11 protein-coding genes and 1 pseudogene are annotated in these 13,756 nt (G+C 69.2%); 5 read left to right on the forward strand and 7 right to left on the reverse strand.

The window, feature by feature from the left end:
• Positions 1-29 precede the first annotated feature (29 nt).
• The 5 genes and pseudogenes from AC2S9W_RS15925 to AC2S9W_RS15945 all read left to right on the forward strand — a co-directional run bounded on the left by AC2S9W_RS15925 (position 30) and on the right by AC2S9W_RS15945 (position 5,231).
• On the forward strand, positions 30-1,220 hold the full coding sequence (locus AC2S9W_RS15925) for a type III PLP-dependent enzyme (protein WP_067109469.1): 1,191 nt from the start codon (positions 30-32) through the stop codon (positions 1,218-1,220).
• 509 nt (positions 1,221-1,729) lie between these two features.
• Positions 1,730-3,079 carry an NADP-specific glutamate dehydrogenase gene (gdhA, locus tag AC2S9W_RS15930; protein ID WP_076075038.1) on the forward strand — a complete coding sequence of 450 codons (1,350 nt, stop codon included), beginning with the start codon at positions 1,730-1,732 and terminating at the stop codon, positions 3,077-3,079.
• A 20-nt stretch (positions 3,080-3,099) separates the two neighbouring features.
• Complete coding sequence (locus AC2S9W_RS15935) at positions 3,100-4,260, forward strand: CaiB/BaiF CoA transferase family protein (protein ID WP_076075035.1); 1,161 nt, start codon at positions 3,100-3,102, stop codon at positions 4,258-4,260.
• Positions 4,261-4,352: 92 nt separating this feature from the next.
• Positions 4,353-4,784 carry an MAPEG family protein gene (locus tag AC2S9W_RS15940; protein ID WP_076075032.1) on the forward strand — a complete coding sequence of 144 codons (432 nt, stop codon included), beginning with the start codon at positions 4,353-4,355 and terminating at the stop codon, positions 4,782-4,784.
• Positions 4,785-4,796: 12 nt separating this feature from the next.
• A pseudogene (locus tag AC2S9W_RS15945) lies at positions 4,797-5,231 on the forward strand (MAPEG family protein).
• A 123-nt stretch (positions 5,232-5,354) separates the two neighbouring features.
• Here the strand turns inward: AC2S9W_RS15945 and AC2S9W_RS15950 are convergent.
• From AC2S9W_RS15950 to AC2S9W_RS15980, 7 genes are all read right to left on the reverse strand, one after another.
• Positions 5,355-6,554 (reverse strand): class I SAM-dependent RNA methyltransferase, encoded by a 1,200-nt coding sequence (locus AC2S9W_RS15950; RefSeq protein WP_104959721.1) that lies wholly within the window; start codon positions 6,552-6,554, stop codon positions 5,355-5,357.
• A complete protein-coding gene (locus tag AC2S9W_RS15955; protein WP_076075027.1) occupies positions 6,551-7,909 on the reverse strand; it encodes an NAD(P)H-hydrate epimerase in 1,359 nt (452 codons plus the stop codon). The genes AC2S9W_RS15950 and AC2S9W_RS15955 overlap by 4 nt, the downstream gene beginning before the upstream one ends.
• A gap of 298 nt (positions 7,910-8,207) precedes the next feature.
• The gene (locus AC2S9W_RS15960; protein WP_199775085.1) at positions 8,208-8,597 is read right to left on the reverse strand and encodes a hypothetical protein; all 390 of its coding nucleotides are present in this window, start codon (positions 8,595-8,597) and stop codon (positions 8,208-8,210) included.
• On the reverse strand, positions 8,597-10,453 hold the full coding sequence (gene ilvD / locus AC2S9W_RS15965) for a dihydroxy-acid dehydratase (protein ID WP_076075021.1): 1,857 nt from the start codon (positions 10,451-10,453) through the stop codon (positions 8,597-8,599). The genes AC2S9W_RS15960 and ilvD overlap by 1 nt, the downstream gene beginning before the upstream one ends.
• Before the next feature lie 20 nt (positions 10,454-10,473).
• Positions 10,474-11,244, reverse strand: a complete 771-nt coding sequence (locus AC2S9W_RS15970) for an N-formylglutamate amidohydrolase (protein WP_076075019.1) — start codon at positions 11,242-11,244, stop codon at positions 10,474-10,476.
• Entirely contained in the window at positions 11,241-12,089 is an 849-nt protein-coding gene (locus AC2S9W_RS15975; protein ID WP_076075016.1) for a 4-(cytidine 5'-diphospho)-2-C-methyl-D-erythritol kinase, read from the reverse strand. The genes AC2S9W_RS15970 and AC2S9W_RS15975 overlap by 4 nt, the downstream gene beginning before the upstream one ends.
• Positions 12,089-13,744 (reverse strand): tetratricopeptide repeat protein, encoded by a 1,656-nt coding sequence (locus AC2S9W_RS15980; RefSeq protein ID WP_234002652.1) that lies wholly within the window; start codon positions 13,742-13,744, stop codon positions 12,089-12,091. Before AC2S9W_RS15980 ends, AC2S9W_RS15975 begins: the two co-directional genes overlap by 1 nt.
• Positions 13,745-13,756: the final 12 nt, after the last annotated feature.

Below are 13,756 nucleotides of genomic sequence, written 5' to 3' on the forward strand. Positions count from 1 at the left end.
TTTAACTTATTTTTTGGGGGTCCCTTGAGTTGCACCAGCATCATAGCGCCCACGGGCTGATTCAGGCACTTTCGCCGATCGAACCTGTCACGCTTGTCCGCCCGCACGCCGCGCGGCGTGCGGCGCGGTTTTTCATCGAGCGATTTCCCGGCACGACCATGTATGCGGTCAAGGCGAATCCGTCGCCCGACCTGCTGCGCCTGCTGTGGGATTCGGGTGTCACCCACTATGACGTCGCCTCGATCGCCGAGGTGCGGCTGGTGGCGCGCACCCTGCCGCGGGCGACGCTCTGCTTCATGCACCCGGTGAAGGCCGAGGAAGCGATCGCCGAAGCCTATTGGCAGCACGGCGTCCGCACCTTCTCGCTCGACACGATGGAAGAGCTTGAGAAGATCGTCCGCGCGACCCGAAACGCGGCCGACCTCAACCTGCTCGTGCGCCTGCGCGTATCGTCCGACCATTCGAAGCTGAGCCTCGCCGCCAAGTTCGGCGCCGAGCCCGACGAGGTCGCCGAACTGCTGATGGCGACCCGTCAGGCCGCCGACGCGCTCGGCATCTGCTTCCATGTCGGCAGCCAGGCGATGACCCCGCACGCCTATGCGCAGGCGATGGAGCGCGTCCGCGCCGCGATCGTCGCGGCGTCGGTCACCGTCGACATCGTCGATGTCGGCGGCGGCTTCCCGTCGAGCTATCCCGGCATGGAGCCGCCCCCGCTCGATGCCTATTTCGACACGATCCACCGCAGCTTCGAAAGCCTGCCGATCAGCTATTCGGCCGAACTGTGGTGCGAGCCCGGTCGCGCGCTGTCCGCCGAATACAGCTCGCTGATCGTGCGGGTCGAAAAGCGCCGCGGCGACGAGCTCTACATCAACGACGGCGCCTATGGCGCGCTGTTCGACGCCGCGCATGTCGGCTGGCGCTTTCCGGTCACGCTGCTGCGCGATACGGCGAGCGAGGAACTGGCGGCATTCAGCTTCTATGGGCCGACCTGCGACGACCTCGACCATATGGCGGGACCCTTCTACCTGCCCGCCGACGTCAAGCCGGGCGATTTCATCGAGATCGGCATGCTCGGCGCCTATGGCTGCGCGATGCGGACGAAGTTCAACGGTTTCGGAGCCGAGGAAATCCACGTCGTCAGCGACGAGCCGATGACCAGCCTCTACACCGGCGAGGTCGAACCCGAACGCCGCACGGCGACAGTGACGAAGCTGTTCTGATCGCTTTGCCGCGCCGATAGTTGCAGGGCCGGTTCGCCAATGTGCGAGCCGGCCCTTTTCTTTTGGCGGTGCCGGAGTTCGATGGAATGGCGGACCCGCTTCGTCATGCGGGCGCAGCGAAGCAATCCAGAGTGATTGGAGCATCGAGCATTAAATCTGAACCGTTTGCCCCCCGCTTTCGCGGGGGCAGGCGCTGAGCTTGTCGAAGCCTGTCCTGAGCGCCTGCAAGGCAGTCGAAGGGGGCCGTTCTTTCTTTTGGCGCCGCAAGAAGAAGAGCGGTGCTTCGACAAGCTCAGCACGAACGGCAGAACAGGGTGATGCGGATTTACGGCACGCCGCTCTACGCCCCATCCGGATTGCCGCACGGTTTCGCGGTTCGCGGGTGAAGCGCCCTCGTCGATGGCTCGCCCGACCTCCGCCCTTTCGTCCCTTCGCGGCACAAGCGAAGCTTGCGACATCGGCTCGCATGGTCCACAGGCACGTTCGATTCATGCTGTCGGGAGGTTCTTTTGAGCAAGATTGATGAAAAGTTGCAGCCGGTTCTTGATGAAGTATTACGCCGCAACGCGGGCGAAGCCGAGTTTCACCAGGCGGTTAAAGAGGTATTGGAAAGCTTGGGCCGCGTCGTCGCGAAACATCCCGACTATGCCGACCACGCGTTGATCGAACGCATCTGCGAACCCGAACGGCAGATCATCTTTCGCGTTCCGTGGATCGACGATGACGGCCAGGTCCAGATCAACCGCGGCTTTCGCGTCCAGTTCAATTCGGCGCTCGGCCCTTACAAGGGCGGCATCCGCTTTCACCCGTCGGTCAATCTCGGCATCATCAAGTTCCTGGGCTTCGAACAGATCTTCAAGAACGCACTGACCGGCATGCCGATCGGCGGCGGCAAGGGCGGGTCGGACTTCAACCCGCGCGGCCGCTCGGATCGGGAGATCATGCGCTTCTGTCAGGCCTTCATGCTCGAACTGCACCGCCACCTCGGCGAATATACCGACGTTCCCGCGGGCGACATCGGCGTCGGCGGGCGCGAGATCGGCTATATGTTCGGCCAGTACAAGCGGCTGACCAACCGCTACGAGGCCGGCGTCCTGACCGGCAAGGGGCTCGCCTATGGCGGGTCGCGCGCGCGGACCGAGGCGACGGGCTTCGGCCTCGTCTATTTCGTCCAGCAGATGCTCGCGACCAGGGACCAGTCGCTCGACGGCAAGCGCGTCGTCGTGTCGGGGTCGGGCAATGTCGCCATTTATGCGATCGACAAGGTCCGCCAGTTCGGCGGGACCGTCGTCGCCTGCTCCGATTCGAACGGCTATATCGTCGACGAAGAGGGGATCGACCTCGCCCTGTTGCGCGAGATCAAGGAGGTCCGCCGCGCCCGCCTGTCGACCTATGTCGAGCTCAAGGGGCCGGGCGCCCGCTATATCGAAGGCGGATCGATCTGGGACGTCCCGTGCCAGATCGCCTTGCCCTGCGCGACGCAGAACGAACTGACCGGCAAGGACGCGACGACGCTGATCAAGAACGGCGTCGAGGTGGTCGGCGAAGGCGCCAACATGCCCTCCACCCCCGATGCGGTCGACCTGTTCCACGGCCAGGGCGTGATGTTCGCGCCGGGCAAGGCGGCCAACGCCGGCGGCGTCGCGACCTCCGCGCTCGAAATGCAGCAGAACGCCTCGCGCGACAGCTGGAGCTTCGAGCAGACCGAAGCGCGCCTCGCGCAGATCATGCGCGGCATCCACGACGATTGCGCCGCGACCGCCGACGAATATAGCGCCCCCGGCAATTATGTGCTGGGCGCGAATATCGCCGGCTTCGTGCGCGTCGCGGAGGCGATGAGCGCGCTGGGCGTCGTCTGATCGGCGAAAAGGGGGCGAAGATGGCCATGCTCGAGGGAATCCGGATCGTCGATCTGACCACCGTCATCTTCGGCCCCTATGCGACGCAGATGCTCGCCGACCTCGGCGCCGAGGTGATCAAGGTCGAAACGCCGGGGCTCGGCGACGTGTCGCGCTATCTGGGCACCGGCAAGCCCGATCCGACGATGGGGTCGATCCACCTTACGGTGAACCGCGGCAAGCGCTCGATCGCGCTCGATCTCAAGCAGGCGGAGGACGCCGCGGTGCTGACCGACATCATCGCGACCGCCGACGTCTTCTTCCACAATATCCGCGGCAAGGCGATCGCGCGGCTCGGCTTCGATTACGAAAGCTGCAGGGCGATCAAGCCCGACATCATCTATGTCCACGGCACCGGGTTCGGGCAGGACGGCCCCTATGCCGATCTACAGGCCTATGACGACGTCATCCAGGCCGCGAGCGGGACCACCAGCCTGCTGCCGCGCGTCGACGGCAATCCGCGCCCGCGCTATATCCCGTCGCTGATCGCCGACAAGGTCGCGGGGCAGTTCGGCGCGCAGGCCATCCTCGCCGCGCTGGTCCACAAGCTGCGGACCGGCGAGGGCCAGCATGTCGAAGTGCCGATGTTCGAATGCTTCACCGCCTTCATGCTGACCGAGCATCTGCGCGACGCGACACTCGACCCGCCAATCGGCCCGGCGGGCTATCCGCGCCAGCTCGACCCCGCGCGCCAGCCCTTCCCGACCGCCGACGGCTATCTCGCCATCGTCCCCTATACGCCCGCATCGACCGCGCGGTTGATGGAACTGCTCGGCAGCGAGGATATGCTCGCCAGCCCCGAATATACGGCCGCGAAGGCCGCGGGCACGCAGATGACGCTGATCTATGAGGAGATTGCGCGGCGGACGCCGGCAAAGACCACCGCCGAATGGCTCGCCATCTTTGCCGAGAATGCGATCCCGGCGATGGCCGCGCACGACCTGGAAGAGGTTCGCGACGATCCGCATCTGTCCGCAATCGGCTTTTTCCGCCGCCGCGAGCATCCCGAGGCGGGCGGCTTCGTCGAGATGCGGCCGCCGGTGAAATATGGCGCCGCGCGGGCCGGCGAACTGGGGTTCGCGCCGCGGATCGACCAGGATGGAGAGGCGATCCGCGCCGAGGCCGCGGCGCGCAGAGGCTGATGCGCGCGCCCCATTGCATCTCGCGCCGCATGCCCTAGCATCGCGCCCCGGACGGCCGGGCCGTGACCCGCCGCCGGGGAAGGGGAAATGCGATGCCAGGAAATCTGTTGGCGGCCGGCGCGGTGCTCGTGCTGTGGACGCTCGTCATGCTGCTGTGGACCGCGACGACGCGCTTTTCGGCGCTGGCCAAGGCCGGCGTCGACCTCAAGACCGCGCCGCCGGGCGGGCGCGGGGTCGATCTGGAGGGCGTGCTGCCGCCCGTAACCAACTGGAAATCCCACAATTACACGCATCTGCTCGAACAGCCGACGCTTTTCTATGCAGTGATCGTCTTCCTGCACCTGTCGGGCGGCGACACCGCGCTGACGCAGGGTTTCGCCTGGGCCTATGTCGTGCTGCGCATCGTCCACAGCCTGTGGCAGGCGACGGTGAACCGCGTCCCGGTGCGCTTCACCATCTTCGCGCTGTCGACGCTGTGCCTGCTGGCGCTGTCGGTGCTCGCCGTCATCGCGACGCTGGGTTGAGGGGGGAAAGACATGGATACGAACGCGATACTGGGACCGGTCGCGACGCTCGCGCTGTGGTCGATGGTCATGTGGGTGTGGATGTACGCGACGCGCATCCCCGCGATGAGCCGCGCGAAGATCGACGCCGCGAAGATGGTCGGCGGAACCGGCAAGAATCTCGACGAGGTGCTGCCCGCCGAGGTGCAGTGGAAGGCGCACAACTACAACCATCTGATGGAGCAGCCGACGGTCTTCTATGCCGTCGCGCTGGCACTCGCAGTCGGCGGCCTGGGCGGCGGGCTCAACGCGCAGCTCGCCTGGGCCTATGTCGGATTGCGCATCCTCCACAGCCTGATCTAGGCGACGGTGAACCGGGTGATGTGGCGCTTCGCGGTGTTCGCGCTGGCCAGCCTCGCGCTGCTGGCGCTGTGCGTGCATGCGTTTATGGGGTTCGTGCTGCATTGATGATTCCCCTCCCGCTTGCGGGAGGGGTTAGGGGTGGGCAGCGACGGGGCAGAAGCCCACCCCGCTGCGACTAACGAGCAAGCTCGTAAGTCTCGCTGCCCCTCCCGCTTGCGGGAGGGGAGATTATTTCATGAAGCGCGCCGCCAGTTCGACGTGGGTGGACCAGCGGAACTGGCCGACCGGCTGCACCCAGTCGAGGCGATAGCCGCCCGCGACGAGCCGCTTCGCGTCGCGCGCGAAGCTCGCGGGATTGCAGCTGACATAGGCGATCACGGGCACCGTGGACGCCGCGATCTGCTGCACCTGCTCCTCCGCCCCGGCGCGCGGCGGGTCGAGGATCACCGCGCCGAAGCGGTTCAGATCCGCCGGGATCAGCGGACGGCGGAACAGGTCGCGGTGCTCGGTCGCGACCAGCGCCCGCGCGCGGTTCGCCGCGCCGGTCAGCGCGAGCAGCGCGTCGCGCGCGCCCTCCGCGGCATAGAGCTTGCGCCCCGCCTGCACCGACAGCGCGAAGGTGCCGATGCCCGCGAACAGGTCGGCCACCGCGCTCGTCTCGCCGATCGCTTCGCGCACCGCCGCGACCAGCGCCGCCTCGCCCGCCGCCGTCGCCTGCAGGAAGGCGAAGGGCGGCACCTCGACCGCGATCGCGCCGAAGCGCACCGTCGGAGGCTCGGGCTGCCAGACCGTCTCGACCCCGTCGCCCTGGTCGATCGCGAGCCGCGCCAGCCGATGCGCCGCGGCGAAATCCTGCAACGCCATCGCCGCGTCGAGCCCCTCGGCGCGCACGCCCTCGAGCAGCACCTCGGCGCCCTGATCGAGCCTTTGCAGCTTGACCTTCACCGGCCGGCGCTGCGGCGCGATCGTTTCGAGCAGCCGGCGCAGCGGCTGGACGAGCGCGAACAGCTCGGGCAACAGCAGCGGGCATTCGCGCATGTCGACGATCTGGCTGCTCTGCGCGGCGTTGAAGCCGATGGCGACCCGCCTGCCCGCCCGCAGCGCGGTCAGCGCCGCGCGGCGGCGGCTGTGCGGCGGCGACAGAAGCGCGGGACGGATGGCATCCGCCGTCACCTGCTGCGCCGCAAGCGCCCCCGCCACCCGGTCGCCGACATAGGCGAGAAGCGCGTCCTCGGCGACATGCTGGAGCTGGCAGCCGCCGCATTGGCCGAAATGGCGGCAGACCGGATCGGCGCGGTGCGGGCCGGGCACCAACGCGCCGTCGGCCGCGACGCGGTCGCCCGGCACGCCGCCGGCGACGTGGCGGCCGTCCCCCGTCACGCCGTCGCCGCGCGCGGCGATGCGCACGATCAGATTGTCATCACTCATTTCGTAGTCTTCACCAGGTCATCCGCAACAAGGCCGCGGCCTATAGAGCGCGCCCGCGCGATATGCCAGCCGACCGCCGCGACCGCCGCGTCGAACGCATCGCCGCCGCGCGCCAGCATCGCGCCGCACACCCCCGCGAGCACATCGCCCGTTCCCGCCGTCGCAAGCCAGGGGCTGCCCGGCCACGCCGCCACGACGCGCCCGTCGGGGGCGGCGATGACGGTGTCGGCGCCCTTGTAGATCACCACCGCTTGCGCCCGCCGCGCCGCCGCCAGCGCGCGTTCGATCTTGCTGCCCCGCAGATCCGGAAAGGCGCGCGCGAACTCGCCCTCGTGCGGCGTCAGGATCGCCGCCGGCGCGTCCTTGCCAAGGCGGGGCAGCGCCGCGCCGATCGCCGCGGCATCGAGCACCAGCGGCTTGCCGGTGTCCAGCACCTCCCCGACCGCCGCCGCGAGGGCATCGCCCGCCGGAAAGCCGGGACCGACGACGATGGCGCCGACGCGCGGATCATCCAGCCGCGCGCGGAACGCCGCGGGCGCTTCGGCGATGATCGCCGACAGCGGCGCCGGCCCGCCATCTTCGAGCACCACATAGCCCGCCCCCGCGCGCAGCGCCGCCGCGGCCGAAAGCCCGGCGGCGCCCTTCATCGGCCCGGCGCGGACGAGCACCATGCCGCGGCTGAACTTGTGCGCGTCGGCGGTCGGCGTCTCCGGCCGCAGGGGCGGCAGCGTCCGCATCCGCCGCTCCGCATCGATCCCGATCGGCGCCAGCAGCACGCGTCCGCAGGCCGGTGCGGCCGGCAACAGCAGGTGCGCGGGCTTGAGCGCGCCCAGCGCCAGCGTCACGGCGGCGGGAAGCGGCGGCAGCCAGTCCTGCAAGCCGTCGCTCTCGATCCCGCTCGGCACGTCGACGGCCAGCACGCGCCGGCTTGCGAAGCGGCGCAGCATCGCGGCCCATTCGTCCGACAGCGGGCGCGTCAGTCCGACGCCGAACAAGGCGTCGACGATCAGCGGCGCCGGCACGGTGTCGGACGCGAACGCCTCGACCGGCCCGTCCCACGCGGCGCGCGCCGCCCTCGCCAGATCGGTGGCCGGCGGCGCCAGCGCGGCGACCCGTATCGTCGCGCCGCGCGCCTTCAACAGGCGCGCCGCGACATAGCCGTCGCCGCCATTGTTGCCGGGGCCGCACAGGATCAGGACCGGCGCGCCCGCCGCCATCCGCCACGCGGTTTCGGCCACCGCCGCGCCCGCGCGCTCCATCAGTTCGGACAGGGACACGCCCGCCGCCGCGCACGCGGCCTCGGCGGCGCGCATCGCGTCGGCGGTCAGGATCGGGGCATCGGCTGGCACGGTCATCCGCCGGTCCTAAGCTTGTGGGGATTTGGATTTCGACGCATTGCCCCATCCCTTCGTCATGCTGAACTCGTTTCAGCATCCATGGCCGGGCCTTTCCTTTTGCGCCGCCTTCATTCGAGGGCGGGCCATGGACCCTGAAACAAGTTCAGGGTGACGAAAGGCTAAACGGAGCGGACGCCCGAAACCCCACGGGCATAAACCGGATGCCATGGGGTGGAAACGCTTCAATTCCGTTCTTGTCGAGCGAAGCCGAGCCACCCCAGTCATCGTCTGCGGGCGGTGCAGGCGCAAAGGATGATTATTGCGCCCCGCTCGTATTGGCCGGCAGGCGATAGCGGTCGCCGCCGACCGTCACCTCGATCACCCCTTCGCCGACGATCGCCACCTTCGCGGGCTCTGCGCCGTCGGCCGATACGACGCCGCGCCCGTCGGTCGTGATCTGGAGCCGCCGATAACCGACATCCTGTTTCCCGACGACGAGGATCGCGCCATCGGCGCCGCTCATCTCGGTCACGGTGCAGGTGCGGTCGAACAGCTTCGCGCCCTCGAGCGCGCACTCGATACGGCCGTCGGCGGCGGCGCTCTTCGCCCCCCGCGCCTCGGCTTCCGCCAGCGTGCCATTGTCGGGCGCGCCGTTGCAGCCCGCGAGCAGCAGCACCGCGCCGATAGCCCCCGGCCGTCTCATCATCACCGCCCCTTGAGCTGCGACAGGTCGCGCACCGCGCCCCGCGCCGCGCTCGTCGCCATCGCCGCATAGGCTTGCAGCGCGACCGACACCTTGCGCGGACGCGGCTTGGCGGGTTGCCAGGCCGCGTCGCCCTTCGCCTCCATCGCCGCGCGGCGCGCCGCCAGTTCGGATTCGGGGATCGCGAGGGTGATCGTGCGGCCCGGAATGTCGATCTCGATCCGGTCGCCGTCCTCGACGAGGCCGATCGCCCCGCCCTCGGCCGCCTCGGGCGAGACATGGCCGATCGACAGGCCCGACGTGCCGCCCGAGAAGCGCCCGTCGGTGATCAGCGCGCAGGCGGCGCCGAGCCCCTTCGATTTGAGGTAGCTGGTCGGATAGAGCATTTCCTGCATCCCCGGCCCGCCTTTCGGCCCTTCGTAGCGGATGACGACGACGTCGCCCGCCTCGACCTGCCCGGTCAGGATGCCCGCGACCGCCGCGTCCTGGCTTTCATAGACCTTGGCGGGCCCCGCGAATTTCAGGATCGAATCGTCGACCCCAGCGGTCTTAACGATGCAGCCGTCGCGCGCGACATTGCCCGACAGCACCGCCAGCCCGCCGTCCTCGCTGAAGGCATGCTCGGCCGAACGGATCACGCCGTTTTCGCGGTCGAGGTCGAGCGATTCCCAGCGCCGGTCCTGACTGAACGCCGTCTGCGTCGGCACCCCGCCGGGGGCGGCCATGAAGAAGGTCCGCACCGCCGGGTCGTTCGTCCGCCCGATGTCCCACTGGCTGAGCGCATCGCCCAGCGTCGCGCTGTGCACCGTCGGCAGATGCGCATGGAGCAGCCCCGCGCGCTCCAGCTCGCCCAGGATCGCCATGATCCCGCCGGCGCGGTGGACGTCCTCCATATGGACGTCGGCCTTCGCCGGGGCGACCTTCGACAGGCAGGGAACGCGGCGCGACAGCCGGTCGATGTCGGCCATGGTGAAATCGACCTCCGCCTCGTGCGCGGCGGCGAGCAGGTGGAGCACCGTGTTGGTCGAACCGCCCATCGCGATGTCGAGGCTCATCGCATTCTCGAACGCCTCGAAGGTCGCGATATTGCGCGGCAGCACGCTGGCGTCATCCTGCTCATAATAGCGGCGGCACATTTCGACCGCAATGCGTCCCGCGCGCAGAAACAGCGCCTTGCGGTCGGCATGCGTCGCCAGCGTCGATCCATTGCCCGGCAGCGACAGGCCCAGCGCCTCGGTCAGGCAGTTCATCGAATTGGCGGTGAACATGCCCGAACAGCTTCCGCACGTCGGGCACGCCGACTGCTCGATCGCCGTGACTTCGGCGTCGCTATACTGCTCATCGGTGGCGGCGACGATCGCATCGACCAGATCGAGCGCGACCTCCTTGCCCTTGAGGACGACCTTGCCCGCCTCCATCGGCCCGCCCGACACGAACACCACGGGGATGTTGATGCGCAGCGCCGCCATCAGCATGCCGGGGGTGATCTTGTCGCAGTTCGAAATGCACACCATCGCATCGGCGCAATGGGCATTGACCATATATTCGACGCTGTCGGCGATCAGGTCGCGGCTCGGCAGCGAATAGAGCATGCCGTCGTGCCCCATCGCGATGCCGTCATCGACCGCGATGGTGTTGAATTCCTTGGCGACGCCGCCCGCCGCCTCGATCTCGCGCGCGACCATCTGGCCCAGGTCCTTCAGGTGGACATGGCCCGGCACGAACTGGGTGAAGCTGTTGACGACCGCGATGATCGGCTTGCCGAAATCGCTGTCCTTCATGCCGGTCGCACGCCACAGGCCGCGCGCGCCCGCCATGTTGCGCCCGTGAGTGGTGGTTCGTGAACGATAAGAAGGCATGGAGAGGATTCCTGATAATATTATTTCGCGAATGAGCGGATAGAAGCGCCTCTACACGCCTCTTCGGCCAGTTTCAACGACGCTTTCCGAACCATGTGCGCAAGCCGGTCGGCGAACAGCGCCTGCCCGGCGGCATCGGCGACCAGATCCTGCCGCATCTCGATGCCGATATAGGGGATGCCGTTCGCTTCGGCATGGCGGTTCATCGTCGCGTTGAGCAGCTTGCCCGAATAGGGAAGCTGGTCGCCGACGGTCAGCCCTTCCTCGCGCAGCGCCGCGATCGCCAGCGGCGCCAGCCGGTCGTCGTCATTGTAGAGCACGCCGACGTGCCACGGCCGCCGCTGCGCCGGGTCGCTCGCCAGTTCGGGGGTGAAGCTGTGCAGCGAAACGATCATTGCCGGGCGCGCCGCCGCGATCGTCGTGGCGATATGGTCGTGATAGGGGCGAAAGAAGCGCGCGATCCGCGCCGCGCGGTCCGCCTCGCCCAGCGCGTTGCCCGGAATCGCATGGCCGTCGCTGGCGATCGGGATCAGGCCCGGCGCGCTCTCGTCGCGGTTGCAGTCGATCACCAGCCGCGACACGCCGCCCAGGATCGCGGCATCGACCGCGCCGCCGGCGACCAGGCGCCCGGCCACCTCGGCGACGCCGATGTCGATCGCGATATGATTGCTCAGCAGCGCGGGATCGATGCCGAGGTCGATGTCCGCGGGCACGTGCGCGGAGGCATGATCGCCGATCAGCAGCACGCCGCCGGCACGCGGGCGGCCCAGGTCGCGCCACGCCTCGATCACCGCAAAGCTCCCGCCATCTGCCACCAGCCGGGGCGGCGCTGCTTCAGGTGCAGCGCAGCGGCATCGCGCTCGGCGGGCGCGTCGAACAGCGCAAAACAGGTCGCACCAGACCCCGACATCCGCGCCAGCCACGGACGCAGGCCGCCGAGTTCGGTGAGCACGTCGGCGACCGCCGGGCATTGCGCAATCGCCGGGCGCTGCAGATCGTTGCGCGCCGCGAAAAGCTGCGCGCGCAGGTCGGCGCCGGTGAACAGCGGCCCGCGATCGACCCCGTCCCACGCCGCGAAGACCGGTCCGGTCGCCACCGGCTGGCGCGGATTGACGAGCAGCACCGGCGTGCCCGACAGCGCCAGTTCGGGTGCCGGGCTCAATTCGGCGCCCGTCCCGACGCCAAGGCAGGTCTCACTCGCGACACAGGCGGCGACGTCGGCGCCGAGCGGTCGCACCAGCCTTTCCAGTGCGGCATTGCCGACCTCGGGCAGGAAATGGCGCCGCACCAGCCGGGCGAGCGCTGCGGCGTCGGCCGACCCGCCGCCGATCCCCGCCGCGACGGGCAGCGTCTTGGTCAGCCGCAGCGCCAGTGGCGGCACCCGTCCCGCGCCGTGACGCGCGCGCAGCAGCGCCAGCGCGCGCCGGACCAGATTGTCCTCGCCCGCGCTCAATTCCTCGGCAAACTCACCGTCGAGGACCAGCGAATCGCTGTCCGCCACTTCCGCGACCAGCGCATCCCCTGCGTCGACAAAGGCGAACAATGTCTCGATGGCGTGATAGCCGTCGGCGCGGCGGGCGCGGACATGCAGCGCCAGATTGATCTTTGCCCAGCCGGTTTCGCGCATTTCCGCCATCACGGCGCCATTGTCGCCGGCGTCAATCCGTCACGCAGCTTCGCCTCCAGCCGCGTCGCCATGTCGGCGTCGGCGATCAGCGCCGCTGCGCGCCAGACATAGCGCGCGGAGAAGCGCTGCCCCGCCTGCCAATAGGCATCGCCCAGATGCTCGACGATCACCGGATTTTCGGGTTCGCCGCGCTGCGCCGCTTCGAGCAGCGGCACCGCTTCGGCGATCCGACCGGTCAGCACATAGGCCCAGCCGAGCGAATCGGTGATGCTCGGATTCTGCGGCTCCGCCTTCCACGCCGCCTCGATCTGCGCGAGCGACGCATCGATGTTCCGCCGCCGTTCGAGCGCTGAATAACCGGCGAAGTTGAGGATGGTCGGATCGCCCGGACGCAGTGCGACCGCCCGGTCGAGCATCGGTTGCGCCTTGTCCCACTCTCCCTTCTGCAACAACAGATCGGCACGCGCGATCAGGATGGTGGCATGCAGCGCGCGATCCTCCTCGCTGTCACCGAGATCGGCCTCGAGCCGCGCATAGGCACGCTCGGCCGCAGCCCCATCGTCGGATCGCCGCGCAATGTCGGCAAAGCGCACGAGCAGGCTGCGCGACGCCGGCGCCTGCGCGGCCGCCGCCTCGGCAAGCGTTGTCGCGGCGCCCAGATCGCCGGCGTCGGCGAGCAGTTCGGCCTTGCGCATCGCAAGCGCCGGAAGCGGCGGCGCGCCGCGATTGTCCGCGAGCAGCGCGAGCGCCGCTTGCCGCTGTCCGTCCCGGTCGAGCGCCTCGACCAGCGCCGAGCGCACCGTCGGATCGCTGGCGTCGAGCCACCACGCGCTGCGCGCGATCATCAGCGGAAGGCGCGAGTTGCCGACCGGTGCGCGCGCAAATCCATCGGCGAGCAGAGCCAGCCAATGCGCGATCCCGCCGCGCGGCGTCGACACCGGCCGGTCCGAGAGCAGCAGCAGCGGGTCCTCGCGCCCGCCGGTCGCCAGCGCGATCCGGCCGCGCAGCCGCTTTGCCGCTTCGCCCTCGCCCGCCGCGTCGAGCGTCGCGGCAAGCCGCAGCGCGACAAGCTGGCTGGTGCGATCGGTCAGCATCGTCGCGTCAGCCAGCGCGACGGCGTCGGCGGGCCGCTTTGCCGCAAGTTGCACCAGCGCCGCCTCGAGGATGAAGGCGGGCTCGGGTCGCCCCCGGGCACCCGCCGCGAGCAAAGGCCGCTCGGGCAGCTTGCCGCGCGCACCGACCTCGATCCAGGCGCCGATCACGGGCAACAGCAGCCGCGTCATCGGGTCGCCGCCGGTCTTGTCGCCATCCACCCCGGCGAAGGTGCGCGCCGCGCGCCAGTCGGATCGCCGCACCGCGTCGACCGTCAACACCAGACGCGCATCGAAACGCCGCTCGCCGCTGGTCCAGAGCTGCATCGCCGCACTGCGCGCCGCCGCCAGGTCGCCGCCCTGCATCGCCTGTTCGAGTATCCGCCCGCGCAGCCCGGGCAGGCCGGGCGCCCGGCTCGCCACATCGGTCAGCGCCGTCAGCGCGGCGCGTGGATCGCCGGCCTCTTCCGCAAGGCGCGCGCGCGCCAGCGCATTCAGCACCTCGCGTCCGCTCTCGGTCGCCTGCGCGGGCGCAGCCGCCGTGAAGGCCGCGAGCAGCGCGGCCCCCGTCATCAGGCCGACAGA

The sequence above is a fragment of the Sphingopyxis sp. 550B genome (assembly GCF_057401805.1).

Bases quoted from the DNA above. Each gene is read 5' to 3' on its own strand.
- AC2S9W_RS15935 (WP_076075035.1), top strand. From the start codon at position 3,100: ATGGCCATGCTCGAGGGAATCCGGATCGTCGATCTGACCACCGTCATC.
- AC2S9W_RS15940 (WP_076075032.1), top strand. From the start codon at position 4,353: ATGCCAGGAAATCTGTTGGCGGCCGGCGCGGTGCTCGTGCTGTGGACG.
- AC2S9W_RS15950 (WP_104959721.1), bottom strand. From the start codon at position 6,554: ATGAGTGATGACAATCTGATCGTGCGCATCGCCGCGCGCGGCGACGGC.
- AC2S9W_RS15955 (WP_076075027.1), bottom strand. From the start codon at position 7,909: ATGACCGTGCCAGCCGATGCCCCGATCCTGACCGCCGACGCGATGCGC.
- AC2S9W_RS15960 (WP_199775085.1), bottom strand. From the start codon at position 8,597: ATGATGAGACGGCCGGGGGCTATCGGCGCGGTGCTGCTGCTCGCGGGC.
- ilvD (WP_076075021.1), bottom strand. From the start codon at position 10,453: ATGCCTTCTTATCGTTCACGAACCACCACTCACGGGCGCAACATGGCG.
- AC2S9W_RS15975 (WP_076075016.1), bottom strand. From the start codon at position 12,089: ATGGCGGAAATGCGCGAAACCGGCTGGGCAAAGATCAATCTGGCGCTG.
- AC2S9W_RS15980 (WP_234002652.1), bottom strand. From the start codon at position 13,744: ATGACGGGGGCCGCGCTGCTCGCGGCCTTCACGGCGGCTGCGCCCGCG.